The organism is Actinoalloteichus sp. GBA129-24, from assembly GCF_001941645.1.
Classification (GTDB): Bacteria; Actinomycetota; Actinomycetes; order Mycobacteriales; family Pseudonocardiaceae; genus Actinoalloteichus_A; species Actinoalloteichus_A fjordicus.
Genome location: NZ_CP016077.1, coordinates 754,190 through 778,349, shown reverse-complemented (window position 1 = coordinate 778,349; position 24,160 = coordinate 754,190). Strand labels below are relative to the sequence as shown.

The following is a 24,160-nucleotide window of genomic DNA, read 5'->3' as shown; positions in this document are numbered from 1 at the left end:
GAATCCACACACCGACCTCGGTGACCAAAACGACACGTTAGCTCACGCGTCGCGTCTGCTCGGTGAGTCACCGTGCCACCGGTCCGGCCAAGGCAGGTCCGGTCTTCTCACAGGCTGTCGGGATTCGCCGGGCGCCCGGGAGAGCCGCGCCCCCCGTCGTCAGCCGCCTCTCACCCCTCCAGCGCGTCTGCGGCCAGCAGCCATTCCTCCTCGATCTGCGACTTCTCCGCCTTGACCTCGCGGAGTTCCGCATCGAGGTCCATCAGGCGCCCGGTGTCGCTGCCCGCGTCGGCGAGGGCCTGGTTGAGGGTGGCCTCCTTCTTGTCCAGGGTCGCGATCCGGCGCTCCAGCTTCGCGAGCTGCTTGCGCGCCGCCCTGGTGTCCGCAGCCGACAAGGCCGCGCCTGGGGCGGCTCCTTCGGACTCGGTCGGGGCGGCTCCGCCCGACGTAGAACCCGCAGGCGCCGAGGCCGCCGCCTTCGGCTGGGCGAGCATCCGTTCCCGCCGACGCAGGTACTCGTCGATTCCGCCCGGCAGGTCGGTCACCACTCCATCGCCGAAGAGCGCCACCACCTTGTCGCAGACCCGCTCGATCAGATACCGGTCGTGCGAGACGACCACCATCGTGCCCGGCCAGGAGTCGAGCAGGTCCTCCAGTTGTTGCAGGGTGTCGATGTCGAGGTCGTTCGTCGGCTCGTCGAGCAGTAGGACGTTCGGCTCGGCCATCAGCAGGCGCACCAGCTGGAGCCTGCGTCGCTCGCCGCCGGAGAGGTCGCCCACCGGCGTCCACTGCCTGCCCTTGGGGAAGCCGAGCCGCTCGGCGAGCTGCGCGGCGGAGAGATCCTGCTTGCCCAGGGTGACGCGGGTGGCGACCTCCTCGACGGCCTCCAGCACCCGCAGCTTCGCGGGCAGGTCGTGAAGTTCCTGAGTAAGATGCGCCAGCCGCACCGTCTGGCCTTGAATGCGACGGCCCGAGGCGGGCTCCCGATCCCCCGCGAGCATCCGGAGCAGTGTGGTCTTTCCGGAGCCGTTGACGCCGACGAGCCCGACCCGGTCGCCGGGTCCGATGCGCCAGGTGACGTCCTCGGCGATCGTGAGGTCGCCCGCCTGGAGGTCGACGTTCTCCAGCTCCAGCACCGTGCGGCCGAGGCGCCGCTTGGCGAAGGTCAGCAACTCGACGGTGTCGCGCGGCGGCGGCACGTCGGAGATCAGCGTCTCGGCGGCGTCGATGCGGTAGCGGGGCTTGGAGGTGCGCGCAGGCGCACCACGGCGCAGCCAGGCGAGTTCCTTGCGGGCCAGGTTGCGACGTCGGTCCTCGGCGGCGTCGGCCTGCCTGGCCCGTTCCGCCCTGGCGAAGATCCAGTCGGCGTAGCCGCCCTCGTACTGCTCGACGCCGCCGCCGACGACCTCCCAGGTCCTGGTGCAGACCGTGTCGAGGAACCAGCGATCGTGCGTGACGACGATCAGCGCGCAGCGTCTGGCGATCAGGTGGTCCGCCAGCCAGCGGACGCCCTCGATGTCCAGATGGTTCGTCGGCTCGTCCAGCACGATGAGGTCGAGTTCCTGCACGAGGGCGGCGGCCAGCGCCACCCGACGACGCTCGCCGCCGGAGAAGGTGCCGACCGGCGTGTCCAGGCCTCTGGCGGTGATGCCCAGCCCGTCGAGGATGCCGCGCACCCGCGCGTCCGAGGCCCATTCGTGCTCGGCCGCGTAGCCGAGCGGGTCGAGGATCGCCTGCCGAACCGTCGAGCCCTCCGGCAGCTCGGTGCGCTGGGTCACCACGGCCATCCGCAGGTCAGAGCTGTGGGCGACCCGACCGGAGTCCGGCGGCTCGATGCCCGCCATCACCTCCAACAGCGTCGTCTTGCCGCCGCCGTTGAGTCCCACGACGCCGACCCGCTCACCGCGACCGATGCCCAGCGACACGCTGTCGAGCAGCGCGCGCACGCCATAGGACTTCGACACCTCGGACAGGTTCACCAGGTTGACCATCGGTCGGGACCACACTCCGTCTCGTCGCTCTTCACGACCGTGTCGGCCGTCCACCGGCATTATCCGCGCCGGGCACCGTGCTCTCACACAGCCGCCTCGGCTGCGGGTCGAGGCGGGGCGGTCCGGAAGAGCAGCGCCGCGATCACCGTGACGCCGACCGACAGCAGGCCGCCGACCACGATGATCTGCTGGGCCGAGGCGATGCCGAGGGCGGCGCCGATCAGGGCGAGGGAAAGCTGTCCGGACGCCCCGTCGGCGACGAGGTAGATGCCGAGCACCCGGCCGTGCAGCTCGCGAGGCACGTCCCGCAGCAACAGCGTGATCTCCAGGCCGATGATGAATCCGCCCGCTATCCCCATGACGAAGAGCGCCGCCGACACGGGCAGCAGCAGCGCGCTCAGGGGCGCCACCGCCGCCCAGACAAGCCCTTGGACCGCATAGGCGCCCACGTTGGCGCGAGACAGGACGCGCGGGGCGAGACGCCCGACGACCAGTGTGCCGAGCAGCAGTCCCGTGCCGTAGACGGCGAGGAGGACTCCCACGCCCCGCCCGTCGTCGGTCAGCTCGGTGCCCAGGATTCCCAGGAGCACGGTGAGCCCGCCGCCGATCAGTCCCCACGCCGTGCACAGGACGATGACGGCACCTGCCGACGGATACCGCCGCAGGGCGGCGAGTCCGCCGCCGAACCGCATTCCGCCGCGCGCCGAGGGCCTCCCGTGGTCGGCGTCCCCCGGCACCGTCCACACCAGCGCGGCGGCGAGGGCGGCCATCCCGCAGGCGGCGGCGAAGGTCGGGAGGACGCCGAGCACGGTGACCCCGGTGCTGCCGAGCAGCGCGCCGAGGATGAGGGTCAGGGCCATGATGCGGGACACGGCGGCGTTGGCCAGCGGCCACCGCGTCTCGTCCAACGCCGCGTAGCGCAGCCGCTGCAGGGCGATCGGCGGGAACCGATGCGCGATGGAGGCCGTCGCGTGGCAGCAGGCGACGGCGACGAGCGAGTGGTCGAGTAAGAACCCCATGCCCAGCGTCATCACGGCTTGGACGGCGAGCCCGACGCAGGCCACCCGGCGGGGATCACGGTGGTCGACGACCGCACCCGCGAACGGTCCGATCAGCAGGCCCGGCACGGTGCCCGCCAGCAGCATCCAGGCGAGCGTCGAGCCCGAATGGGACGCCAGCACCCCGACCGTCAGGGCGATCTGCATCGTCCACTGGGTCAGCGAGCTGAACAGGCCGGTGATCCAGAGTCTGCGGAAAGGTTTCGAGTCCCAGATACGGATGCGCCCGGCTCCGCCTGCTCCGATGTCCGTCACGGACGAGAGGATGCAAGCTCCACTCGACTGGAGGTCAAGCACGAGGGTCTGCGGCCTGCGCGGCCGCGCACGTCCGGCCAGGTAACGAACATCGCAGGTCAGCGACGTCAGCTGGGCCAGAGAGCCCACCGCGCTAGACCGTCTCGACCCTTGCGTGCGTCGATGCCTGCTCCGTAGTGTGATCAGCTTGTGGCGCCTGCTTTCGGGAGACTGACATCCCGTGGCCGTGAGCACCGGAGTTGAGGCATGACTTGAGCACCGTCACCACGACTTCCCCCTGATCGGGCCTGATCGGACACGCCGTTGTTCGGATACGGCCCCTGTTCGGAGCCGTTGTTCTGACCCGGACGTCGCCTGACACGGCCCTTGATCAGGCACCGCCCTTGATCGGACGCACCGACGCCGATCGGCCACCGCGCCGATCCTCGACATCGCCCTGATTCGTCTCGGCCGCGCCCTGTCTCGCGACACGGGAGACGATGTCGTTCGCAGCGGGGACGCCGCCCCTGTCTTCACGAAAGCCGAGTCAGTGACCAGCAGCGGTGCCGCCCGAGCAGAGCCTCCGCTCACGCGGAATCGAAGCTTCCTCGCGCTGCTCGCGGCCACCGGGATCTCCGCGCTCGGCACCGGTCTCTATCTGCCCGCCATCCAGCTGCTCGCCGTCCAGCTGACCTCCGACGAGAAGGCCGTCGCCGCGCTCAAGGTCGCCACCGTGCTGCCTGCGGCACTGGTCATCCTGTTCTCCGGAGTCGCGGCGGATCGGATGCGACGCCGGGCCCTGATGATCTTCAGCGATCTCGTGCGGGCGGCGGCGATCCTGGGGTTCGCACTCCTGGTGGCCGATGACCTCGCCGCCTTATGGCCGATGTACGTGGTGGCCGTCGTGCTGGGCTCGACGCAGACGGTGTTCGACAGCGCCGCGCAGGCCGTGCTGCCGCAGGTGGTGCCCAGATCGGCCTTGAATCGGGCCAACAGCCTGCTGGTGTCGTCCTGGACGCTGGGCATCGCCTTCGTCGGCCCCGCACTGGGCGGTGTGCTGTTCGCGGTGGATCACGCACTGCCGTTCTTCGTCAACGCGGGCACCTTCGTCGTCTCGGCCGTCCTACTGATCTGGATCAGGGTCGCGGCGGCGCCTGCGGCACACGGCGGCGACGCACTCGGCCAGAACAGCGTGACGACCGACCTGCGCATCGGCGTTCACCACGTCTTCCGACATCGCGTGCTGCGCTCGGTGACTGTCATCGGCGCCATCATCAGCTTCTGCGTCGGAATGATCACCAGCGTCTTCGTGCTGTTCGCCACGCGCTGGCTCGGGCTCGACGCCGTCGGCTACGGGCTGCTGCTCGTCGGCGAGGCGGTCGGCGCGTTCCTCGGCAGCTTCCTGGCCGTGCGGCTCGACGGCCGGGTCAGTCGACGACTGATCATCCGCGCCGCGCCCCTGCTCATCGGCGCCATGTACGTGCTACAGGCTGTGACGGCCTCGCTCGCGCTGGCCTTCGTGGTGGTGTCCGCCGGGAACGCCATGTTCATGGTCTGGACGATCGTGGCGACGTCGGTGCGGCAGAGCGTCGGGCCCAACGCCCTGCTCGGCCGGATCACGAGCGTCGACCGGCTGGGCGGCCTCGTCGCCACCGGAGCCGGGGCGCTGGTCGGGGGCGCGGTGGCGGGCGGCCTCGGCGTCCAGGCGCCGTTCCTCCTCAGCGCCGTGCTGCTGTTCGTCCTGCCGTTGTGCGTCTCGCTCCGAGTGGACGAGCACGAGGTGCCTGCGGGGCTGCGCTGGTGACGGCGCACGGTGTCGACCGCTCATGCGTGCACCGGCGGTGGAGTGGGCCGAGACTGCTCCTCACGCTGGACGACCTTCGCGCCGGGAACGGGGCCCTGCGCCACGCGGACCGTCCGGCACACGCCCACCCCGGACAGCTCGGCGGCGACCTGCACCGCCGAGGCCGCGCTCTCGCAGAGGAAGGCACAGGTCGGGCCGGAACCGGAGACGACGCCTGCCAGCGCGCCCGCGTTCACGCCCGCCCGCAGCGTGCGACGCAGCGTCGGCCGGAGTGAGACGGCGGCGGCCTGCAGGTCGTTGCCGAGCAGCAGGGCGAGCTGTCGAGGGTCGCCGGAGGCCAGCGCCTCCAGAACGGGTTCGACGCTGCCGATCCGAGGCGGGCGCCCCTCGCTGCGCAGCCGGTCCATCTCCTCGAAGACCGTCGGTGTCGACAGGCCGCGCCTGGCCAGCGCCAGCACCCAGTGGAAGGAGTGTCGGGACAGCACCGGAACCAGTCGTTCGCCACGCCCGGTGCCGAGGGCGTTGCCGCCGTGCAGGCAGAACGGGACGTCGCTGCCGATGGTCGCCGCCACGTCGGCGAGTTCGTCCCGGCCGATGTCCAGCCGCCAGAGTGAGGCAAGCCCGACCAGGGTGGCCGCCGCGTCGGCACTGCCGCCCGCCATGCCGCCCGCGACTGGAATGCCCTTGTTGATCACCACGCGAACCCTCGGCTCGTCCGGGTCGCGCCCCACGTGCTGCGCGAGGGCCTGGACCGCCCGCCACACCAGATTGGAGGGGCCGGTGGGTACCGCGTCGGCGCCCTCCCCGTGTACCTCCACGCCGGGCTCCTCGGCGACGGCAACGGTGACCTCGTCGGTCAACGACAGGGCCTGGAACACGGTGACCAGGTCGTGATAGCCGTCGTCACGCAGGTCGCCGACGCCGAGGTGCAGATTGACCTTGGCCGGGGCGCGAACCGTTATCGGGGGTGGCACGACTGCGAGCACCCCTGCAGCCTACGGGCGGTTCCGGAGGATGTGTTCGATCAACCGCCGATGATCACCGATAGTCATCGATCGGCCACCCAGTGGCACCTTCTTGGTGGTGTCAGCGTCCCGCGCGCGGCCTGCGACGCCCTCGGAAGCGGCCGAGTCAACCAGACCGTGGAGTGCCCGATCGAGGGCCGCGCGTCTCGGCGCCCGCGCGGCAGGCCCGTTCTCGCGCGCATCGGTTCCGCCGATCACCCGACGACGCCCGCGCCCGCGAGCACCGTCCAGGCCACGCCTGCCGACGCACACGTCGAAGGTATTGCGGGTCTTGGGCCGTAGGAACGACGGTGAAGGTCCGTGTCGTGGTCTCCCTCAACTCCGACGTGCTGCTGCTGGTCGCCAGGCCTGCCCGGTCGACGTTCTACCAGGAGCAGACCCGGCTGCGACGTCGGTGATCCGCGAACCGAGCGCGAGACCGCGATCACGAGTGTCCCGCAACGGCAACTGCCTCGACAACGCCGCGATCGAGAACTTATCGGCCATTTCCGGGAAGTTTATCTGAAAAGTGATCTGAATCACCGGTAAGTTGCACTGCGGGCAATGACCGCTATGTTCGTGATCGGTTCGTTAATCTCTGATTACCGGTCGAATGACCGTCGGAATGCTTCTCCCCGAAAGGAAAGACGGTCGAACGGCCGATTGAAAGGACGGTGGCGATGAGGCACAGAAAAGTACCCGCAGTGGTGTTAGGGCTGGCCTTGAGTTCCAGTCTTGCTGCGGGCGCGGTGCAGGCGGGGGCCGAGGAGACCACAGGTGAGAGGGGCACGGGCGCGAGCCCGATCGCGAATGCGGAGTCCGAGATCCTGACTTTGATTACCGGCGATCGACTTCGGGTTGCGAAGATGTCGGATGGTCGGCCGTCGGTCACGGTGCTGCCAGGTGCCGGTCGATCGAACGTTCCTTTCCATCGAATTTCTGAGGGTGATGCTCTTTCGGTCATTCCGGCTGATGCGTTCGGTCTGGTTCAGTCGGGTCGGTTGGACGAACGACTCTTCGATGTCACCGGTCTTCTCGAGCAGGGTTTCGGTGATGCGGGTCCGCTTCCGTTGATCGTGTCGTACGAGTCGGGTGTCGATCGTCCGCTTGCCGATCCGTTGTCTGCGGTGGGTGCGGAGGTCGTGCGGGAGTTGCCGAGTGTGGGCGGCGTGGTGGTGGAGACCGAGTCGGGTTCCGCTGCGGAGGTCTGGGAGGTGCTCGGTGCGGAGCAGACCACGTTCGCGGGCGGGGTTGACCGGGTGTGGTTGAACGGTCGGGCTGAGGTCTTCGACGAGGAGAGCAACGCGCAGATCGGTGCTCCGGAGGCGTGGGAGGCCGGTTACTCCGGTGCGGGTGCGACGGTGGCGGTGCTCGACAGTGGTTATGACGCCGAGCATCCGGACCTTCAAGGTGTGGTGGTCGAGGCGGAGGACTTCACCGGCAACCCTGACGGACCTCACGACGGCAACGGCCACGGCACGCATGTCGCCGCCACGGTCGCGGGCACCGGTGCGGCTTCTGACGGTGCGCACCGGGGTGTCGCCCCGGACGCGAGCCTCATCGTGGGCAAAGTCTGTGACGACTACGGCTACTGCACGGACGACGCCGTCATCGCGGGCATGGAGTGGGCGGCCGAACAGGGCGTCGCCGCCGCCAACCTCAGCCTCGGCAGCGGACCCAGCGACGGCACTGACCCGTTGTCGGTCGCGGTGAACACCCTCACCGAGCAGAGTGGCACGCTGTATGTGATCGCGGCGGGCAACTTCGGCGCCGAGGAGTCGGTGAGCTCGCCGGCTGCGGCTGATGCCGCGCTGGCCGTTGCCAGTGTCACCAAGACCGACGAGCTCAGCGATTTCTCCAGTCGGGGCCCGAGGTTCGGTGACAAGGCGATCAAGCCCGATATCGCCGCGCCCGGCTCGGACATCATCTCCGCCCGTGCGGGCGGCACGACCGATAACGATCCTTACACGTCGTTGAGCGGCACCTCGATGGCGTCTCCGCACGTCGCGGGTGCTGCCGCCGTGCTCGCCGCCCAACACCCCGAGTGGCAGGCCGACGAGTTGAAGGCCGCCCTGACGGGCTCCTCCGTTCCGTTGGACGGCATCGGCGTCACCGGACAAGGCTCCGGCAGGCTCGACCTCGCCGCTGCGGTGTCGGCCGAGGTCCTCGCCTCGCCCTCCTCACTCAGCCTGGGGGCGTTCCCGTACCCGCATGACCAGGAGCCGGCGACTCGGGAACTCACCTACACCAACACCGGAACCGAAGACGCCGTCTTCGACCTGACGTTCGACGCGGCGGGAGCCGACGGCACACCCGCGCCGGACGGGCTGTTCAGCCTGAGCGCCGAGCAGATCACCGTGCCCGCAGGCGGCGAGACCACCGTCGAGCTGACCGTAGACCCCTCGGCCAATGCACAGCTCGGCTTCCTCAGCGGCTCGGTCCTGGCCACCAGCACCGACGGCGACACCACGGTCTCAACGGCGGCGGGCGCCTTCCTCGAGCCTGAAAGCTACGACCTGTCCATCGAGGCCACGACCCAGTCCGGCACCCCGGCCGAGTTCCCCGCCATCGCCGCTGTCAACCGCGAGACCGGCGACAGCACCATGATCGATCCCGGCGCCGAGGGCAACATCACCGCCCGCCTCCCCGCAGGCCTCTACGACGTGATCGCCCACTTGGGCGAGTACGCCGAGGAGGACGGCGAGGTCATCGGCGGCTCGATGACCGCCGTGGCCGAACTGGGTATCGATCTCACCTCGGACACGTCCATCAGCCTCGACGGCACCCAGGCTGTCCCGGTGGTCGTGGAGACCGAGCGGGAGACCGTCACCGAGCGATCCGTCACTGAACTGTTCGTCGGACGAACCGGCATCGGCTCGATGGTCGGAGACGTGCAGGTCGACCAGTTCGCGGTGCCGAGCGGCGACCCCGGCGACAGCGGCCTGCGGTTCGCCTACCGCCCGAGGCTCGTCGCACCGGAGGGCACGGCCGAGCCATATGGCTACAACCTCATCCTGCACGATGCGGGAATTCCGGAGTCACCGATCCTCGAGGCGAACGATGCCGATCTGTCGATCGTGCAGAACGACTACCACGCGCAGGGCGTCGCGGCGGAAGGCCACCGGGGATCGGCAGGAATCCTGCCGGAGGACGACCTCAGTGTCGGATTCGGTTCTCCGATCGAGGTGCCCACCCATCGGCTTGAACTCTTCAGCACCGGCGACATCCGTTGGCTCGAGTCCCTCACGTTCATCAATGTCGAGGCGAGCGAGGACTACTCCACGGAGAAGACGCACGAGCCGGGGGACAGCACGGTGACGTGGAACAGCGCACCGCTGGGCGTCGGCGTGGGCACCGAGGCGAACCCCGCTGGGCAGCGGCTCGGCGACGAGATCCTCCTCAACCCTGGAGTCATCGCCCCCAGCGGTGATCCCGTCAGTTACTACGGGGAATCCTTCGGCACCTCCGCTATCGTCGCCTCCACCACGCTGTCGAAGGACGGCGAGGTCATCGAGACGCAGGAGACACTCGGCGGGCTGTTCGCGGTGCCCTCGGGCGACGGGGTGTTCACCGCGGACGTCACCGCGACTCGCGACCTGCCCTGGTCGGTGTACGGCACCGAGATCGACGCGTCGTGGACCTTCGCCTCCGACACCGTCGACGGCGAGCTGCCCGAAGGCCTGCCACTGCTGGGCGTCGGCTTCAGCGGCGAGGTCGACGAGCTCGGACAGGCACCCGCGGGCGTCGAGTATCCGCTGGGCCTGCACGTGAACGGCCTCGCGGACGACCAGCCGACCGAGCTGACCCTGGAGGTCTCCTACGACGACGGCGCCACCTGGACGGCCGTCGAGGTGACCTCGACCGAGGACGGCGCGACGGCGCTGCTCACCCACCCGGCCGAGGACGGCTTCGTCTCGCTGCGGGCGAGCGCGGCCGACGCGGCGGGCAACACCGTGGAGCAGACGATGCTGCGGTCCTACGGGATCACCACCGGCTGACCACCCGGTCTCGCACCGGCGCCCGCATGAGCACGGCGCCGTGACGACACGGCCTGCACCCGACCATTCCGGTCGGGTGCAGGCCGTGTCATCGTCTACGGGACAGACGTCTTCCCGGCCGCCGCTCTACTCGACGGGCAGGCTGCCCGACGCCTGCGGTGCTTCTCTTCGACAATGCAGGCGATGACGGACGGCGGCCGATCGAACGGCTTCTTATCGTGTTGCAGAGAGGTCGACCGGGCACTGATGGACTCAGTGTGCTCAGAACGACGGCAGCACGCCGCCGTCGTAGTTCTCCTCGATGAACTGCCGGACCTCGTCGGAGGTCAGCAGCTCGACGAGCGTCGCGATCCTGGGATCGTCGGCCAGCTCGGGCGTGGTCACGACGCCGTTGGCGTTGGGGTTGCCCTCCGCCTCCTCCAGCAGGATCGAGTCGTCAGCCGGGCTCAGGCCCGAGTCGATGGCGTAGTTACCGTTGATCACGGAGGCGTCGGTGTCCTGGAGGCTCACCGCGAGCTGCGCGGCCTCCAGCGGGGCGAACTCGAAGTTCCTCGGGTTGTCCTCGACGTCGGCCTCGGTGGCCTGCCCCTCGGTGCCCTCGCGGAGCGAGATCAGGCCGTTGTCGGCGAGGAGCTGAAGGCCGCGGTTGAGGTTGGCCGGGTCGTTGGACACGCCGATCGTGGCGCCGTCCGGCAGGTCGTCGACCGACTCGACGCTGTCCGAGTACAGGCCCAGCGGTTCGAGGTGCACGGCCTCGATCCACTCGTACTCGCCGCCGTGCTCGATCTGGAAGTTGTCCAGGTAGGGCACGGTCTGGAAGTAGTTGGCCTCCAGCGACCCGTCCTGTAGCGCCGTGTTCGGCTGCACGTAGTCGTTGAAGGGGACGACCTCCAGCTCCAGCCCCGCGTCGGCGGCCAACTCCTGGTCGATGAACTCCAGGATCTCGCCGTGCGGGACGGGGCTCACGCCGACCCGCAACGGGCCGTCGGTCGAGGCGGCCCCCTCGTCGGTGGTCGATGCGTTCTCGCTCCCGCAGCCCGCCAGGACCGCGGCCGAGGCCGCCAGCAGGACGGTCACGTCTCTGACCCGACGTCTGATGCGCATGGCGATGTCTCCGTTCTGAGGAACTTCTCGGATTGCAACGTGTGTCGTCTTCATCGCGCGACATCAGTCGCGCGTCAGTACTGAGTCCACAATGGACAGACTCAGCAGTCCGCTGACCAGCTTCGACGCCGGACGGGCGATCGAGAACGGCGGGCAGCCCCAGCAGGGCGGCTGCACCGTCGGGGCGTCAGATCTTCAGCGCGGACCGCCGTCGGTCGATCGCGCGGGCGAGCCGGTCGAAGAGCAGCTGGGTGAACCAGGCGAGCGCGCCGAGCGCCACGACCGATGCCCACAGCATCCGCGTGTCGTTGCGCTGGTAGCCGAAGCGGATCGCCACGTCGCCGAGTCCGCCGCCGCCGATGACGCCCGCCATCGCCGAGTAGCCGATCAACGTCACCGCAGTGACGCCGATCGCGGCCACCAGCGCCGGGCCCGCCTCCCGCAGCAGGACGCTGCGGACCATGCGGGTCCGACTGGCCCCCGTGGTGATCGCGGCCTCCACGACCGAGGCGTTGACCTCGCGCAACGCCGCCTGAACGAGCCTGCCGACGAACGGGATGGCACCCACCGTGAGCGGGACGATCACCGCCGTCGGTCCGATCGTCGTCCCGACCAGCGCGCGAGTCACCGACCCCAGCAGGACCAGCAGCACCACGAAGGGCAGCGAACGGCCGATGTCCACCACCACGCCCAGCACCCGATGCAGCACCGGCCGGGGGCTCAGGCCCGTCGGCGAGGTGATGTGCAGCAGCACCCCGAGCGGGATGCCGCCGAGGGCGGCGAGGACGGTGGCGATGCCGACCATGTAGATCGTGTCTCCGGTGGCGGCTGACACCAGGTCGAAGACCCGATCCCACGGGGTCGGTTCTCTCACGCGGCTACTCCTGGAATCTCTTGTGGGGTGCGACGGACCGTCGCCTCGTGGTCGGCGAGCCAGGCCAGCGCGGCCTCGGACCGGTCGCCGGTCAGACCGATGCGGAACCGCGCCACCGGGGTGTCGCCGAGCCGCGTGAGTCCGCCGCCGAGGATCGACAGGTCCACGCCGAACCGGTTGGCCGCCTCCGGCAGCAGCGCCCCGACGGCGGCGAACCCGACGAGCACCACCTCGGCGACGACGTCGGCCCTGGCAGCAGGCCCCCGCAGGCTCGACGCCTGGTCGATCTCGGGAAGCAGCGAGGAGGTGATCCGGCTGCCGGGAACGGTCAGCAGGTCGAGCACCTTGCCGTGCTCCACGATCTGCCCGTCGTCCAGCACCGCGACGTCGTCGCAGATCCGGCGGACGACGGCCATGTCATGGGTGACCACGAGCACGGTCACGCCGAGTTCGGCACGCACGCGATCGAGCACCGTCAGCACCGATCCCGTGGTCTCCGGGTCCAGCGCGGAGGTCGGCTCGTCGGCGAGCAGCACGGACGGCCGGGCCGCCAGCGCCCTGGCCACCGCCACCCGCTGGCGCTGGCCGCCGGAGAGCTGGTCCGGATAGCTGCCCGCCTTGTCGGTCAGGCCGACCAGATCCAACAGCTCGACGACCCTGGACCGCCGAGCGGCGGGGCTCACACCCGCGCTCTCGAGCGGAAGAGCCACGTTGCCAGCGGCAGTGCGCTGCCGCAGCAGCGAGTCGCCCTGCGGCACCACGCCGATGCGACGGCGGGCGGCCCGCAGGTCACGGCCCCGCAGCGACACCAGGTCGGTGCCCTCCACGGTGATCGAGCCGCTGTCGGGCTGCTCCAGCAGCGCGATGCAGCGAGCCAGCGTGGACTTTCCCGCGCCGCTGGGGCCGACGACGCCGCAGACGGTGCTCTCCGGAACGGACAGCGTCACCCCGTCCAGGGCGTGCACGACGCCCTTCTTACCGGGGAAGGTCTTGGTCAGCTTCTCGACAGTGATCATCTCTGCTCCACGACGCCAGGCCGCTCACAGGCGGCACGCTGAGACCGCCCCGACGAGGAGGCGGTGAGAAAAGGGGGCGATGACTACCGGGGGTCAGACTCGCGATGAATCGAGGTGGACCCGACAGCCGGAAGCGGTTCGACGACACTGGTCGACCACACGTCGGCGCGTGAGCATGAACTGAACTAACACTACGACTCCATCGGTCCTGGCGTTAGCACCTGCCCAACGGGTGGGTGGTTGCTGCGGCGTCTTCGAGCCAGGTCTCTCAGCCGCTCAGGATGGTCGGTCCTCTTGAGTAAAACCGACGAGCCAGTTCCCGCGCAAGTAGATTCCGGCCACACCTGCGCATCGACACCCGTTTCGCCCAACGACCGCAGCGCTGCGGCGCGATGTCCAGGCACGATGGCGGGCCGCGCCTGCGTGGCGAAGAACACCGCAGGCCCGGCGACAGATCGCGGCGAGCATCGATTGCACTCGGCGTGCGGCCCCAGTCACGCCGGACAGGCCAACCGGCACCGAGGCCGCGTCGACCGCTGATCGAACCGCATCAGCACCGACCACACGATCACTTGCAGTGACTCACGTCACAGTGAAGCCCTGTCAGGAACCTGCATGCCACCTCGTTCAAGGTGCGAACGCACGAGACAGGAGCAGAGAAATGCGGCATCGCATCATCGTCCTCGGGGCCGGATACGCCGGAGTCTTCGCCGCCGGATGCCTGGCCCGCCATCTCCATCCCGACGACGTCGAGATCACCGCCGTCAACGCCGAATCCGACTTCGTCGAGCGGATGCGCCTGCACCAGCTCGCCGCAGGCCAGGACCTACGCCGCTACGAACTGGCGACGATGTTCGCGAACACGGGCATCCGGCTCCGAGTGGCGCGCGTCGCCGCCGTCGACGTCGAGCGCCGGGTGGTCACCGTGACCGACGATGAGGGCACCAGCACGCTCGAATACGACACCCTCCTCTACGCGCTCGGCAGCACCGCGGCCGACCACGGCGTCTCTGGCGTCACCGAGCACGCCTTCCACATCGCCGAGCGACAGCCGACGCTGCGGCTGCGTCAGCGACTGGATGAGCTGGATGGGCAGGGGACGGTGCTGGTCGTGGGCGGCAACCTGACCGCGATCGAGGCGGCCACCGAGATCGCCGAGTCACGACCCGGACTCCGGGTCACCCTCACCACCAGCGGGGAACTGGGGGCCTGGCTGAGCCCGAAGGCTCGCCGTCACCTGCTGCGGGTCTTCGACCGGTTCAACATCACAGTTCACGAGCACACCACCATCGACCACGTCGAGGCGACGAGGGCCGTCGCCGAGGACGGCACCACCTTCGCTGCCGACGCGATCGTGTGGGCAGCCGGTTTCGCCGTCCACCCCATCGCCGCCGCCAGCGGTCTCGACGTCGCAGCCGACGGTCGGATCGCCGTCGACCGCATGATGCGGTCGGTCTCACACCCAGAGGTCTACGCCGTAGGTGACAGCGTCTATGCCATCGGCGAGAACGGTCGGCCGTTGCCGATGTCCTGCGCTTCGGCGGGACTCACCGCCAGGCAGGCGACGGCCGCGATAATCGGAGACCTGACCGGTCGCGTGATCTCGAAGGTTCCGTTGACCTACCTCGGAAACTGCCTCAGCCTGGGACAGAAGGACGCGATCCTTCAGATCGTCGACGGCGAGGCACAGTCGAGGACCTGGTCCCTGCGCGGCCGTCCGACCGGGACCTTCAAGTCCGGCGTGCTCCGAGGTGTCCTGTGGAGCGTGCGCCGCCCGACCTACGGGCTGCCGACCCGGAAACGTCATCTGAGCATCGTGTCCGATCGCTCCAGTGAGCGCGTTCGGCACCTAGAGTCGCGCTGATGGACGCTGCCACCGTGGAGTGTTTCGAGGCCAACCGGGATCGGTTGGCCTCACTCGCGTACCGGCTGCTCGGCTCGGCCGCCGATGCCGAGGACACCGTGCAGGACGCGTTCCTGCGCTGGCAGACCGCAGATCGGGCACACATCGAGGTACCCGAGGCGTGGCTGACGAAGGTGGTCACCAACCTGTCCATCGACCGACTCCGTTCGGCGAAGATGCGCCATGAACGGGCGGTCGGCGACTGGCTGCCGGAACCGCTCCTCGATGGTGATCCGATGCTCGGCCCGGCGGACACCGTCGAGCAGCGAGAATCGGTGACAATGGCGGTCCTGCTGCTCCTGGAACGCCTCCCGCCGATCGAGCGAGCCGTCTATGTTCTGCGCGAGGCCTTCTCTTTCCCCCACGCCGAGATCGCCGCGATCCTCGACATCACCGAGTCCGCGAGCCAGCAACACGCCCACCGGGCCCGGCGTCATGTGACCGCCGAGCGCAACATCAGTGAAGTCGACAGCGCAGCCGCGCGCCGTATCGTCGAGGCGTTCGTCAACGCCGCTTCCTCGGGCCGTACCGAACAATTGGTGGCGTTGCTGACCGAGGATGCGACCGCGATCGCCGACGGCGCCAACTGGACCATGAAGCTGGTGCGGTACGCAGATCCCGAGCGTATTGCTGCGATCGTGCGAGCCGGTTTCAAGCCGACTGCGGCGAAGCGGAAGTTGGTAGGCGGCTCTCCAGCGATCCACGCCGCCGTGGTCAACGGCTCTCCCGCAATGATCGCCACGCTCGGGGACCGGGTTCTGGCGGTGGTGGTCCTGGAGATTCGTGACGACAAGATCTCGGCCGTTCGCAGTGTGGGGGGCCCGGCCCGCCTCGGCCGCTTCATTGAACAATGGGATCGGCGCGAACACGACGACCCCCTTATCGAGAAGTGGTGACGGTCCTCGGCTCGCAGGCTTCACGAGAGGGTGGGAGACGGTCCGGGCCCGAAATGGTGACCGGACCGCGCGACCGCCCGACAACGCAGCATCGCGGGGCAGCCGCCCGTTGAGCGGGCGATGATCTGCACGGTCTCGGGGCGGACGCTCACGGACACACCGTCGTGGTCGTGGGGCGCTCGGCCGAGAAGACCCGCGCCGTCGCCGGCGCATCGAGGTGGACAGCTACGTCGCAGACTTCATCGACCTCGAGCACCTCGCGGGTCAACTTCGTACCGCATACCCGAAGATCGACGTGCTGGCCAACAACGCGGGCGGAGTGGTCGGCACACGGAAGAAGACCGTGGACGGCTTCGAGAAGACGTTCCAGGTCGACCATCTCGCGCCGTTCCTGCTCACGCGGCGGCTGCTGGACACGCTGATCTCCGAACGCGCGTCGGTGTTACAGACCTCCAGCATGGTGCGGTTCGTCAAGAAGATCCACCTGGACGATCTCGATCACGACCGCGATCACGACCCGGTGCACGCCTACGGCGCGGCGAAACCGGCGAACATCCTGTTCACCACGGAACTGCATCGCTACCACGCCGACGGCATCTCGGCGGCCTCGTTCTATCCGGGCATCGTCAAGACGAACTTCGCCGCCGACACCACCAGCCCGGTCATGCGCTTCGTCCGATCGCTCAGCACCAAGCCGCTGATCGGACGCGCCCTGCTGCCCACGCCCGAGCAACGCGCGGATCAGATCGTGTGGCTTGCCGAAGGCGTCCCCGGAACGGACTGGCAGTCGGGGGCCTACTACTACCGGCGCAGGGCCGTCACGCCGCGCAACGCGCAGGCGGGCGATGCCGTCCTCGCGCGTGGCCTGTGGGAACGCTCCGAAGAACTCCTCGCGGGACAGCTCTCATGACCTGCACGCATCACCGTTGACAGCGGGGCGGGAACTGCTGTGGGAGGAAGTCCTCGTCGGAGAAGAGGGCGTGATAGACGCGAGCGTTCTCGGGGTCGGTGTAGTCCAAGGTCATGTCGATGGGCAGCTCCAACGTCGCCCTACTGGGAAATTCGATCTGGTGTTCGGCAAAGAGGGCGAACATCTGCTGCTCCACTGCATGAAGGTCCTGGTCACCGGGATACATCAAGCGCTGCCACTGATGCTCCCCGGTACGCGCCAGGACGGCCAACCGTCCCAGCATTGACAGCTCCAAGACCCATTCCTGTTGCGGATGATCGACCTTGTAGGCGAAGGCCACGTAGTTGATGGTATCGGTGTGCTCAGACAGCTGGACGGAGTCGAGCGCGCCGAGCTGCTGAATCAGCGAGTCATAGGGACGCAGTTCCATCTGACTGGTGATGAAGGAGTAGTCGGGATCAGCAAGGTTGCCGCCGTAGGAATTAGCAATGAGGATAAAGATGTCCGTCTCGCCAGCTCCGCAGCACCCTCCAACATCTCTCGATACGCCCATTCGATCAATAAGTCCCTCGCTGTGGAAGCTCTGGATACAACGGAGAGGCCTGCCACGGGAGGGAGTCTTCGTCCGAGAAGAGTGCGTGGTAGACACGCACGTTCTCGGGATCGGCGTAGTCCAGATTCATGTCCAACGGTGATCTTCTGCTCGGCGAGGATGCCGAAGATTCGGCGTTCGAGCAGTTGAAGGTCTTGGTCGTCAGGCAGCAGAAGGCGGTGCCAGTAGTGCTTGCCGAGCCGGGCGAACGCACCGATCGGGCCGAGCATCGACAGTTCCAACGCCCATTCCTGGCCACCATGACTGATGAGGCAGGCAAAGGACGAGTAGGTATTCGCATCGGAGTACTCCCGAATCTCCACGCCGTCGATGGCACCGATCAAGCCGATCTCGGGATCGTAAGGCCGCCGGTCCATGGCCGGGTCCACGAAGTAGAAGTGCGGACTGCTCAGATCGCCCCCATACGACGTGGTGATCAAGCTGATGACTTCCTCGAGTTTCATAGCGCCTCCCTGTGAATACGAGTGATTCCAGGTCCGCAAGGATGACCGTGAAGGCGCCCCTTGTTATCGAGATGTGCGCGCACCTGCATCTGATATCTACCGCGCCCGTCAACACCGATCGGGTAACCGAAGTCATACTCCCGAACATTATCTCTTCCTTTGACCGATCCGCCTTTGTCCCAGGCCTGACGGACGAGCCAGCGTGCTGCCACCGCGTGGGCAGCCCCCATCACTCACACTGCTCCACCACACGAAATGTCGGACTCACTGCTGATCCCGGCAGCGCGGCACCTGATCAGCCGACGCCAACACGGCTGAACTCTGTTCAATCCGGCGGCCTCGCGGAAAGTTCCGGGTACAGCGGCGAGAATTCCCATGGCACGAAGTCTTCGTCGGAGAAGAGCGCATGGTAAACGCGCACGTTCTCCGGGTCGGTGAAGGCCAGCGCCATGTCCAACGGTTTTTCAAGCTCCACTCTGTCTGGGAATTCGATGTGCCACGCAGCGAGGATGGCGAAAATCGCATGTTCAACTGGTTCGAGGTCGTCATCGTGAGGGTAGATCAACCGATGCCACTGGCCGCCGCCTGCCCGCGCGAACACCGCAAATGGGCCGAGCATGGAGAGTTCCAGCACCCAGATACGTCCCCCGTCAACGATCTCGTAGCCGAAACATACCTCGTAGTTCGGATCAGTCGATTCAGCGACCTGCACTGAACCCAGTGCACGAACCTGTTCGATGGCAGGGTCATAGGGGCGGGTCTCCATCTGGTTACGAACGAAGGAGAAGTCGGGATTCGAGAGATCTCCGCCGTATGCCCCGGTGATGAAGTCGGTGAGGCCTGTCTCAGTCATGAAAGGTCCTTACGTACTCGGGTGATGACTGGCCCACTGGGGTGTGCATGAAGCCGACCTTTCCGATCCAGGTGCGCGCGCACGCGGGTCTGATAGCAGCCCTGTCCGTCCACTCCGATGGGATAGCCGAAGTCATAGTCCCGCACGTGGCGCCTCTGTTTGCCCGCCGGAAGACCCTTCTCCCATGCCTCCCGGCCGAGTCGATCAGCGGACTCGACGTCGAAGAAGGCCGACTCCCCGTGTGGCCCATCCTTCCGCTGTGCGTACTCCCGTGTCCCCAGCACGTGCCTGGCCTGCTTCTGGGTGCTGATCCCGCGTGGCTCGTCGGGCCAGCCGGGCGGGGTGGACCGGTCGATCGTGGCGACGTCGACGGCCGGGGCACGATCGGGCATCGCCCCCACCGCCGGGGCGATGCCGAGGACGTCGAGAACGTATTCGTCCAGGTGGCTGCCGGCCGCGCCCCAATGGCCGGCGGTGCGGCGCAGGATGTCGCGGGCGTGGATCAGCTCGTCGCGTGCCACGGTGAGCAGCGGGTTGCGCGACTCACCCGCCAGGACGCCGACCTGCCGGAGGATCTCGTCGATCCGATCCGCCTCGGCCAGTGCCGCTGCCACCGGAAGATCGGCCTGCACCGCAGCCAACGCAGCCGCCGCCTCCTCGATCTCCGACATCACAAAGCCGCCGCATAGGTCCGCAATGCGCCCATCCCGCCCCGAACGCGCGCCGCACACTCCTCGACACCCAGGCCCGCCAGCTCGATCCGCCGGACGGCCGCCTCCGCCGAGACCGCCTCGCTGGTGGCGAGCACTCGACGCAGCACGCCCGCCGCCCGGAGGCCCGCCTGGCCGAGTGTCCCGGTGGGAAAGGCCTCTAACCCCGCCACGATGGCGTGCAGCTCGCCGCGCAGTGCGGGCACAGACATGACTCTCCTCCGTGGTCAATCGATCTCGAAGCGTCACGATATCGGTTCCGCGGGAGCCAGACGAGCCGCTTTCCGCTGTCGGCAGCCTGCGGCGGGCGGGGGTCGGGCCGGGTTCGGAGGCCGCCGACGCCGACCTGCTCTGCGCATCGAGGGCTTCTGTACCGAGCGAAGGTCGTGGCCTGACCTTCCGACCGCGTGATTCATGCCGGTGGCGGTACCGGGGTGGCCGTCGGGCGAGGTGTGTCGCCGCGCGCAGGCTCGTCGAGCTGTTCTCTGCCCGGCGGTGCGGCGAGCAGGCACGCGGTGCAGGGCACGCCGTCGCCTTCGGCCAGCCGTGCGAGTGGTTCGCCCAGTCGGAAGGCCGTGCCGCACCGGGCGATCAGGCGAGTCGCGGTGATGCCGTCGTCGCTGATGACGTGCACGGTCCGGGTGCCGACCCGGCGGATGAACCAGTGGACGGGGTTGTCGGCTGTCGGGATGTCGGCCTCGCCGAGCTGGATCGCGCGACAGTCGGGGCAGTCCTCGACATGGGTTCCCGGCACGCCGGGCTCCACCTCCGCAGGCGGCGGGCCGATCAGCACCCACGTTCCGCACAGCGCCACCGCCCGATCGCCGTCGACGGGCAGCGCCTCGCCCTCGTCGACGAACACCTTGTGCTGTTGGAGAAACAGCCCCGCATCGGGCGCGGTGATCTGATCGACGAGCATCGGCTCCGCCGCGATGGCGGCGATACTCGCGCAGGCACCGAGAGAGCCGTCGGGTCCTGATTCCGGCACGGGATCGGAACCGCCTCGGTGTGGCGAACCTGCGATTCCGCCGCCGTCGCGACCTCCCGGCGGCTCGCTCATCGCGGCACCGCCGCGCGCAGATACGGCCGCACACGGGCGGCGCGGAGCTGTCGGACGGTGCCGACGACGGCGAACGTGGTGATCGTCAGCGTGGTGATCACCGGACCACCGCCAACACACGCCGGGGCGCGGGCACGACAGCGCGCGGTGAGGCGGATTCCGTAACGGTCGGGACGGCCGTCGCGGCCGACGCGGGCGGTGCGTCGTCGCCCAGCAAATCGGCCGACACCGACCACGCGACCGATGGCGGCATCGGTCCGGCTGTCGGGCCGAGGGTGGCGAGACAGTCAGCGCAGGGCTGGTCGTCGTAGTAGCACTCGTCGATCGGCCACCGGTTGAGCGCCACGAACCTCCGCAGCCCACACGCGGGCCACACCACCACCGCACTGGCGCGCACCTCGATCCGCCCGAGATGCGTGTCCCCCATCCGCACCGATCGGACGAACCAGGAGTTCGCGGTCAACATCCCGGTCATCGCCCGCCGCCGTTCCCGGCGGCCGAGACCTCGAACCCGACGGAATCGACCGCTGGGGAGCCGATCACAGGCTTTTCGGAAACTACACCGACCGGTCCGGTTAGTACCGGCAGTGATCCCCGCTGCCGTGTCGTGGCCACGGGACCGTCGCTGGCGGACGAGAGATCGGCGATCGAGCCGCCCTGCACCATCGAGTCCGTCGGCCGCCCGTGGGTCAGTGGCGCGTCGGCGCGGATCAGCGCGATGGACTCGGCCAAGGCGAACCCGGCCTCCGGGACCTGGTCCGCATGAATGCGCCACCGCCCGAGCACCTGCGTCTCCCCGTGAATCGACAACTCGACGTACCAGGCGCCCGGAATCGCCACCAGCCTGCGCCGCGCCAGCCCGTTGCCCACCGCAGGCAGGGACATCGACCGGCCCGACGGTCGCAGGGCCGCGAGCAACCAGCGGGCATCGGAGACGGTGAGCGCGGCCAACGCGGGCTTCAACGGCTTCCGCGTGCCCTCGACCAGCACGTGCTGTCGCGCTCGATTGCAGCTCACCACCACCGACTCCCCCTGCTCGACGCCGGACAGCCGGGCGGGCACCGACACCGACCAGTCCGCCGGATCACGAAAGGTCATGACCCCACCCCCGCATGCACGCGGCCCCCGAGCACGGGCCGATAAGCCGCCTGCTGCGAGGCCTCGACGGCGCAGCGGGCCAGGATCGACATCACCGACACCGAACGCACCCGCGCGGGCCGGGCCTGCCTCGGCGCGCGATAGCCCCAGCGGGCCAGGGCGAATCCCACGACGACGAAGGCGGAGCCGCCGAGAACGAGCGCGCTCATGACGCACCGCCGGAGACCAGGGACGAAACCAGCGACGACGAGGCGGGAACGGCACTCGGAACCGCTCCCGCCTCGCCTGCCGACGCCCCGGGGACAGGGGCGAGGGCCGATCGCGAGGGCCTCGCGCAGCTCGCGCTGCGGCGCCCGTACGGCGATCCGACCGGCGCGCTCTTCTCGCGCCGGCACTTGACGGCCGCCCAGGTCATCGCGACGAACGCGATGAGTCCAGGCAGCGCAGTGATCAAGAGCACAAGGGACATCGATAGCCTCCTGTCGAGCCGCCGGTTTATTAAACTTACGTCGGTTAAATGAACCATCGCGGCGGCTAGGACCGCAAGACCACAATCGGGTGTAGTGCTCAGCGACAGCTCGGCACCGTAAGGTCAGCTCATGGCGAGCAAGGCTCAAGCAAGGGCCCTCGGCGCAGAACTCAGGGAGGCACGGAAGGCCACCGGACTGACCATGGCTCAGGTCGGTGAGCGCATCGGGTACTCGAAGGCAACGATGTCTCTCACCGAGACCGGGAAGCGCGTGGCGACGCCGGAGACCGTCGCCGCCATCCTTGCTGTCCTGGGCGTAACCGGGGATCGCCGGGAGCAGCTACTTCAGATGGCGCGAGAGGCAAGCGTCGAGCCGAGGTGGCTGGGCGTCGGCATACCGGGTCTCGCCCCGCAGACCACTGGAATGGCCGAGCTAGAGCGCACATCGGTCCGGATCATCGACGTGTCGCCGAACCTCGTCCCCGGCTTGATGCAGACAGAACCGTACGCACGTGCGATCTTCGCTGGTTCGAACATGTCAGAACAGGAGATCGGCGCTCGTACGACGTTCCGCATGGGCCGTCAGACCGTGCTGGCCAAGCCGGGACTGACCTACATGGCCGTACTCGATGAAGCCGTCCTCCGCCGTCCAGTCGGCGGGCGAACTGTCATAGCTGATCAGATCGACCATCTGATCAGGCTTTCCGCACAGCCCCACATCACGATCCAGATCTTGCCCATGGCCATGGGGTGGCACGGAGCACTCGAAGGCCCGTTCGTGGTCTTGGAAGGCGAGAAGACCCATCCTGTCATCCACCTCGAACATCGTTGGAGCGGCTTGTTCCTGGACGAGGACGACGCCTCGGAGGTTCGTGCGTACATGGCATCGGCCGCTAGTCTCCAGCAACTGGCGCTCAGTCGCGCCGCCTCTGCGGAACTGATGATGCACCTCAGAGATGAGTGGAAAGGTCATGACGTTGCTGCCCTTGAAGCACTGGCGGAAGTCCAACCGTAGTGGCGCCGAATCGAACTGCGTCGAGGTCGGCCACGCTCCCGGAATCGTCGGCATCCGGGACACCAAGAACCGCCATGACGGCACGCTACGCGTCGACCACGCAACCTTCGCTGCGTTTTTAACTGCGGTGAAGGCCGACCGTCTTCGCTAGCGCGCCACCATCCTGCGCGGCGGCGCACTGCCCACATGGCACTCGCCACAGGTACCGTCATAGCAGCGGGGACCTCACGCCACCCACCGGCAGCGCTACCTCGCTATCGCGGTGAGGAGCAGCCTCATGACCCAATACGAACAGCGTAGCGGGGCTTGGCGGACGTCGAGCTACACGGCAAACCAGACGTCGTGCATCGAGATCGCCCGCTCCCCCGCCCTCGTCGGCATCCGCGACACCAAGGACCGCCACGGCGGCACCCTCCACGTCGATCCCGCGACGTTCGGCTCGTTCGTCGCCTCGATCAAGGCCGATCGACTCCGCTGAGGCTGGCAGGTCCACAGGCGGCGTCGCAGCGAAGTCACCGGCTCGGCGCCGCCCGGCACCAACGACGAGGAGCGCCCCCATGACGGAACCCGAACTACCGCACGACAACTGGCGGAAGTCGAGCCGCAGTGGCTCGCAGTCCGATTGCGTCGAGATCGGTCAGACGCCTGGCATCGTGGGCATTCGAGACACCAAAAATCGCGACGGTGGCGCTCTCATGGTCGACCGAGCGGCCTTCGCGGCCTTCTTAACCTCGGTCAAAACGGGTCGGCTCAACTGAGCCCTTCACCGCATCGGTTGCGGCGGCGCGGCGGCACCGCTTCCCACCCGGCGCCTCCCTCCGATACCGTCAAAGCAGTGGCGCGGGGCTCGCGACGCCAGCTGACAACGGGGCCGCCCACCTCAGTGACGGGAGCCCTTCGATGACGCAACCCCAACAGCGGCAAGCCGCCTGGCGGACGTCCAGCCGATCACAGAACACCGGAACCTGCGTCGAGATCGGCCACGCTCCCGGCCTCGTCGGGATCCGCGACACCAAGAACCGCGACGGCGGCACACTCCAGGTCGGCCCGGCGGCGTTCAGCGCCTTCGTCAACGCCGTCAAGGCCGACCGGCTCCGCTGACCAACC

General features: G+C 68.3%; 25 protein-coding genes and 1 riboswitch. Of the genes, 11 read left to right on the top strand and 14 right to left on the bottom strand.

The window, feature by feature from the left end; genetic code table 11:
- Nucleotides 1-170: 170 nt before the first annotated feature.
- Nucleotides 171-1,991, bottom strand: coding sequence for an ABC-F family ATP-binding cassette domain-containing protein (locus UA75_RS03680; protein ID WP_075738895.1), 1,821 nt, complete (start codon nucleotides 1,989-1,991; stop codon nucleotides 171-173).
- Nucleotides 1,992-2,074: 83 nt separating this feature from the next.
- Nucleotides 2,075-3,304: an MFS transporter gene (locus UA75_RS03675; RefSeq protein WP_157433974.1), complete on the bottom strand. Its 1,230-nt coding sequence runs from the start codon at nucleotides 3,302-3,304 to the stop codon at nucleotides 2,075-2,077.
- Between the two features lie 529 nt (nucleotides 3,305-3,833).
- Between UA75_RS03675 and UA75_RS03670 the strand changes: the two genes are divergently transcribed.
- A complete protein-coding gene (locus UA75_RS03670; protein WP_075738892.1) occupies nucleotides 3,834-5,087 on the top strand; it encodes an MFS transporter in 1,254 nt (417 codons plus the stop codon).
- A 20-nt stretch (nucleotides 5,088-5,107) separates the two neighbouring features.
- On the opposite strand, the gene UA75_RS03665 is transcribed toward UA75_RS03670, so the two are convergent.
- On the bottom strand, nucleotides 5,108-6,073 hold the full coding sequence (locus UA75_RS03665; RefSeq protein WP_075738890.1) for a 4-(cytidine 5'-diphospho)-2-C-methyl-D-erythritol kinase: 966 nt from the start codon (nucleotides 6,071-6,073) through the stop codon (nucleotides 5,108-5,110).
- A 1,019-nt stretch (nucleotides 6,074-7,092) separates the two neighbouring features.
- Here UA75_RS03665 and UA75_RS03655 point away from each other — a divergent pair.
- Nucleotides 7,093-10,089: a S8 family peptidase gene (locus UA75_RS03655; protein WP_198044218.1), complete on the top strand. Its 2,997-nt coding sequence runs from the start codon at nucleotides 7,093-7,095 to the stop codon at nucleotides 10,087-10,089.
- A 261-nt stretch (nucleotides 10,090-10,350) separates the two neighbouring features.
- Here the strand turns inward: UA75_RS03655 and UA75_RS03650 are convergent, their stop codons facing one another.
- The 3 genes from UA75_RS03650 to UA75_RS03640 all read right to left on the bottom strand — a co-directional run bounded on the left by UA75_RS03650 (nucleotide 10,351) and on the right by UA75_RS03640 (nucleotide 13,083).
- Nucleotides 10,351-11,193 (bottom strand): MetQ/NlpA family ABC transporter substrate-binding protein, encoded by an 843-nt coding sequence (locus UA75_RS03650; protein ID WP_075738884.1) that lies wholly within the window; start codon nucleotides 11,191-11,193, stop codon nucleotides 10,351-10,353.
- A 187-nt stretch (nucleotides 11,194-11,380) separates the two neighbouring features.
- Complete coding sequence (locus UA75_RS03645) at nucleotides 11,381-12,067, bottom strand: methionine ABC transporter permease (RefSeq protein WP_075738882.1); 687 nt, start codon at nucleotides 12,065-12,067, stop codon at nucleotides 11,381-11,383.
- Nucleotides 12,064-13,083: a methionine ABC transporter ATP-binding protein gene (locus UA75_RS03640; protein WP_075738880.1), complete on the bottom strand. Its 1,020-nt coding sequence runs from the start codon at nucleotides 13,081-13,083 to the stop codon at nucleotides 12,064-12,066. Before UA75_RS03640 ends, UA75_RS03645 begins: the two co-directional genes overlap by 4 nt.
- Nucleotides 13,084-13,279: 196 nt before the next feature.
- Nucleotides 13,280-13,371, bottom strand: a riboswitch (SAM riboswitch).
- 373 nt (nucleotides 13,372-13,744) lie between these two features.
- Between UA75_RS03640 and UA75_RS03635 the strand changes: the two genes are divergently transcribed.
- The 3 genes from UA75_RS03635 to UA75_RS03625 all read left to right on the top strand — a co-directional run bounded on the left by UA75_RS03635 (nucleotide 13,745) and on the right by UA75_RS03625 (nucleotide 16,792).
- Nucleotides 13,745-14,947, top strand: coding sequence for an NAD(P)/FAD-dependent oxidoreductase (locus tag UA75_RS03635; RefSeq protein ID WP_075738878.1), 1,203 nt, complete (start codon nucleotides 13,745-13,747; stop codon nucleotides 14,945-14,947).
- Nucleotides 14,947-15,882, top strand: coding sequence for a sigma-70 family RNA polymerase sigma factor (locus UA75_RS03630; RefSeq protein WP_075738876.1), 936 nt, complete (start codon nucleotides 14,947-14,949; stop codon nucleotides 15,880-15,882). The genes UA75_RS03635 and UA75_RS03630 overlap by 1 nt, the downstream gene beginning before the upstream one ends.
- A gap of 217 nt (nucleotides 15,883-16,099) precedes the next feature.
- Nucleotides 16,100-16,792: an SDR family NAD(P)-dependent oxidoreductase gene (locus tag UA75_RS03625; RefSeq protein WP_198042912.1), complete on the top strand. Its 693-nt coding sequence runs from the start codon at nucleotides 16,100-16,102 to the stop codon at nucleotides 16,790-16,792.
- A gap of 10 nt (nucleotides 16,793-16,802) precedes the next feature.
- On the opposite strand, the gene UA75_RS03620 is transcribed toward UA75_RS03625, so the two are convergent.
- Nucleotides 16,803-17,345: a hypothetical protein gene (locus tag UA75_RS03620; RefSeq protein WP_075738874.1), complete on the bottom strand. Its 543-nt coding sequence runs from the start codon at nucleotides 17,343-17,345 to the stop codon at nucleotides 16,803-16,805.
- A 128-nt stretch (nucleotides 17,346-17,473) separates the two neighbouring features.
- Between UA75_RS03620 and UA75_RS32510 the strand changes: the two genes are divergently transcribed.
- The gene (locus UA75_RS32510; RefSeq protein ID WP_157433973.1) at nucleotides 17,474-17,863 is read left to right on the top strand and encodes a hypothetical protein; all 390 of its coding nucleotides are present in this window, start codon (nucleotides 17,474-17,476) and stop codon (nucleotides 17,861-17,863) included.
- A 310-nt stretch (nucleotides 17,864-18,173) separates the two neighbouring features.
- On the opposite strand, the gene UA75_RS03615 is transcribed toward UA75_RS32510, so the two are convergent.
- The 7 genes from UA75_RS03615 to UA75_RS03585 form a co-directional block, all read right to left on the bottom strand.
- On the bottom strand, nucleotides 18,174-18,701 hold the full coding sequence (locus UA75_RS03615) for a hypothetical protein (RefSeq protein ID WP_075738872.1): 528 nt from the start codon (nucleotides 18,699-18,701) through the stop codon (nucleotides 18,174-18,176).
- On the bottom strand, nucleotides 18,698-19,372 hold the full coding sequence (locus tag UA75_RS03610) for a hypothetical protein (protein WP_075738870.1): 675 nt from the start codon (nucleotides 19,370-19,372) through the stop codon (nucleotides 18,698-18,700). The genes UA75_RS03615 and UA75_RS03610 overlap by 4 nt, the downstream gene beginning before the upstream one ends.
- Nucleotides 19,372-19,623, bottom strand: a complete 252-nt coding sequence (locus UA75_RS03605) for a hypothetical protein (RefSeq protein WP_075738868.1) — start codon at nucleotides 19,621-19,623, stop codon at nucleotides 19,372-19,374. Before UA75_RS03605 ends, UA75_RS03610 begins: the two co-directional genes overlap by 1 nt.
- A gap of 200 nt (nucleotides 19,624-19,823) precedes the next feature.
- The gene (locus UA75_RS03600) at nucleotides 19,824-20,471 is read right to left on the bottom strand and encodes a hypothetical protein (protein WP_075738866.1); all 648 of its coding nucleotides are present in this window, start codon (nucleotides 20,469-20,471) and stop codon (nucleotides 19,824-19,826) included.
- A 97-nt stretch (nucleotides 20,472-20,568) separates the two neighbouring features.
- Nucleotides 20,569-20,946, bottom strand: coding sequence for a hypothetical protein (locus UA75_RS03595; protein ID WP_157433972.1), 378 nt, complete (start codon nucleotides 20,944-20,946; stop codon nucleotides 20,569-20,571).
- Entirely contained in the window at nucleotides 20,943-21,569 is a 627-nt protein-coding gene (locus UA75_RS03590) for a hypothetical protein (protein WP_075738862.1), read from the bottom strand. The genes UA75_RS03595 and UA75_RS03590 overlap by 4 nt, the downstream gene beginning before the upstream one ends.
- The gene (locus UA75_RS03585) at nucleotides 21,566-21,778 is read right to left on the bottom strand and encodes a hypothetical protein (RefSeq protein WP_075738860.1); all 213 of its coding nucleotides are present in this window, start codon (nucleotides 21,776-21,778) and stop codon (nucleotides 21,566-21,568) included. The genes UA75_RS03590 and UA75_RS03585 overlap by 4 nt, the downstream gene beginning before the upstream one ends.
- Nucleotides 21,779-22,168: 390 nt before the next feature.
- Between UA75_RS03585 and UA75_RS03580 the strand changes: the two genes are divergently transcribed.
- The 5 genes from UA75_RS03580 to UA75_RS03560 all read left to right on the top strand — a co-directional run bounded on the left by UA75_RS03580 (nucleotide 22,169) and on the right by UA75_RS03560 (nucleotide 24,154).
- Nucleotides 22,169-23,053 (top strand): helix-turn-helix domain-containing protein, encoded by an 885-nt coding sequence (locus UA75_RS03580; RefSeq protein WP_075738858.1) that lies wholly within the window; start codon nucleotides 22,169-22,171, stop codon nucleotides 23,051-23,053.
- The gene (locus UA75_RS03575; protein ID WP_318533344.1) at nucleotides 22,995-23,204 is read left to right on the top strand and encodes a DUF397 domain-containing protein; all 210 of its coding nucleotides are present in this window, start codon (nucleotides 22,995-22,997) and stop codon (nucleotides 23,202-23,204) included. Before UA75_RS03580 ends, UA75_RS03575 begins: the two co-directional genes overlap by 59 nt.
- Nucleotides 23,205-23,330: 126 nt before the next feature.
- Nucleotides 23,331-23,531 (top strand): DUF397 domain-containing protein, encoded by a 201-nt coding sequence (locus UA75_RS03570; RefSeq protein ID WP_075738854.1) that lies wholly within the window; start codon nucleotides 23,331-23,333, stop codon nucleotides 23,529-23,531.
- Between the two features lie 79 nt (nucleotides 23,532-23,610).
- Nucleotides 23,611-23,811: a DUF397 domain-containing protein gene (locus UA75_RS03565; RefSeq protein ID WP_075738852.1), complete on the top strand. Its 201-nt coding sequence runs from the start codon at nucleotides 23,611-23,613 to the stop codon at nucleotides 23,809-23,811.
- Nucleotides 23,812-23,953: 142 nt separating this feature from the next.
- On the top strand, nucleotides 23,954-24,154 hold the full coding sequence (locus UA75_RS03560; protein WP_075738850.1) for a DUF397 domain-containing protein: 201 nt from the start codon (nucleotides 23,954-23,956) through the stop codon (nucleotides 24,152-24,154).
- Nucleotides 24,155-24,160: the final 6 nt, after the last annotated feature.

Coding starts and splice junctions, on each gene's coding strand:
- UA75_RS03575 (WP_318533344.1), top strand. CDS start 22,995: ATGAGTGGAAAGGTCATGACGTTGCTGCCCTTGAAGCACTGGCGGAAG.
- UA75_RS03610 (WP_075738870.1), bottom strand. CDS start 19,372: ATGTCGGAGATCGAGGAGGCGGCGGCTGCGTTGGCTGCGGTGCAGGCC.
- UA75_RS03570 (WP_075738854.1), top strand. CDS start 23,331: ATGACCCAATACGAACAGCGTAGCGGGGCTTGGCGGACGTCGAGCTAC.
- UA75_RS03620 (WP_075738874.1), bottom strand. CDS start 17,345: ATGGGCGTATCGAGAGATGTTGGAGGGTGCTGCGGAGCTGGCGAGACG.
- UA75_RS03560 (WP_075738850.1), top strand. CDS start 23,954: ATGACGCAACCCCAACAGCGGCAAGCCGCCTGGCGGACGTCCAGCCGA.
- UA75_RS03615 (WP_075738872.1), bottom strand. CDS start 18,701: ATGACTGAGACAGGCCTCACCGACTTCATCACCGGGGCATACGGCGGA.
- UA75_RS03565 (WP_075738852.1), top strand. CDS start 23,611: ATGACGGAACCCGAACTACCGCACGACAACTGGCGGAAGTCGAGCCGC.
- UA75_RS03650 (WP_075738884.1), bottom strand. CDS start 11,193: ATGCGCATCAGACGTCGGGTCAGAGACGTGACCGTCCTGCTGGCGGCC.
- UA75_RS03640 (WP_075738880.1), bottom strand. CDS start 13,083: ATGATCACTGTCGAGAAGCTGACCAAGACCTTCCCCGGTAAGAAGGGC.
- UA75_RS03635 (WP_075738878.1), top strand. CDS start 13,745: ATGCGGCATCGCATCATCGTCCTCGGGGCCGGATACGCCGGAGTCTTC.
- UA75_RS03590 (WP_075738862.1), bottom strand. CDS start 21,569: ATGACCTTTCGTGATCCGGCGGACTGGTCGGTGTCGGTGCCCGCCCGG.
- UA75_RS03605 (WP_075738868.1), bottom strand. CDS start 19,623: ATGTCTGTGCCCGCACTGCGCGGCGAGCTGCACGCCATCGTGGCGGGG.
- UA75_RS03595 (WP_157433972.1), bottom strand. CDS start 20,946: ATGACCGGGATGTTGACCGCGAACTCCTGGTTCGTCCGATCGGTGCGG.
- UA75_RS03630 (WP_075738876.1), top strand. CDS start 14,947: ATGGACGCTGCCACCGTGGAGTGTTTCGAGGCCAACCGGGATCGGTTG.
- UA75_RS03585 (WP_075738860.1), bottom strand. CDS start 21,778: ATGAGCGCGCTCGTTCTCGGCGGCTCCGCCTTCGTCGTCGTGGGATTC.
- UA75_RS03600 (WP_075738866.1), bottom strand. CDS start 20,471: ATGAGCGAGCCGCCGGGAGGTCGCGACGGCGGCGGAATCGCAGGTTCG.
- UA75_RS32510 (WP_157433973.1), top strand. CDS start 17,474: ATGTCCAACGGTGATCTTCTGCTCGGCGAGGATGCCGAAGATTCGGCG.
- UA75_RS03680 (WP_075738895.1), bottom strand. CDS start 1,991: ATGGTCAACCTGGTGAACCTGTCCGAGGTGTCGAAGTCCTATGGCGTG.
- UA75_RS03580 (WP_075738858.1), top strand. CDS start 22,169: ATGGCGAGCAAGGCTCAAGCAAGGGCCCTCGGCGCAGAACTCAGGGAG.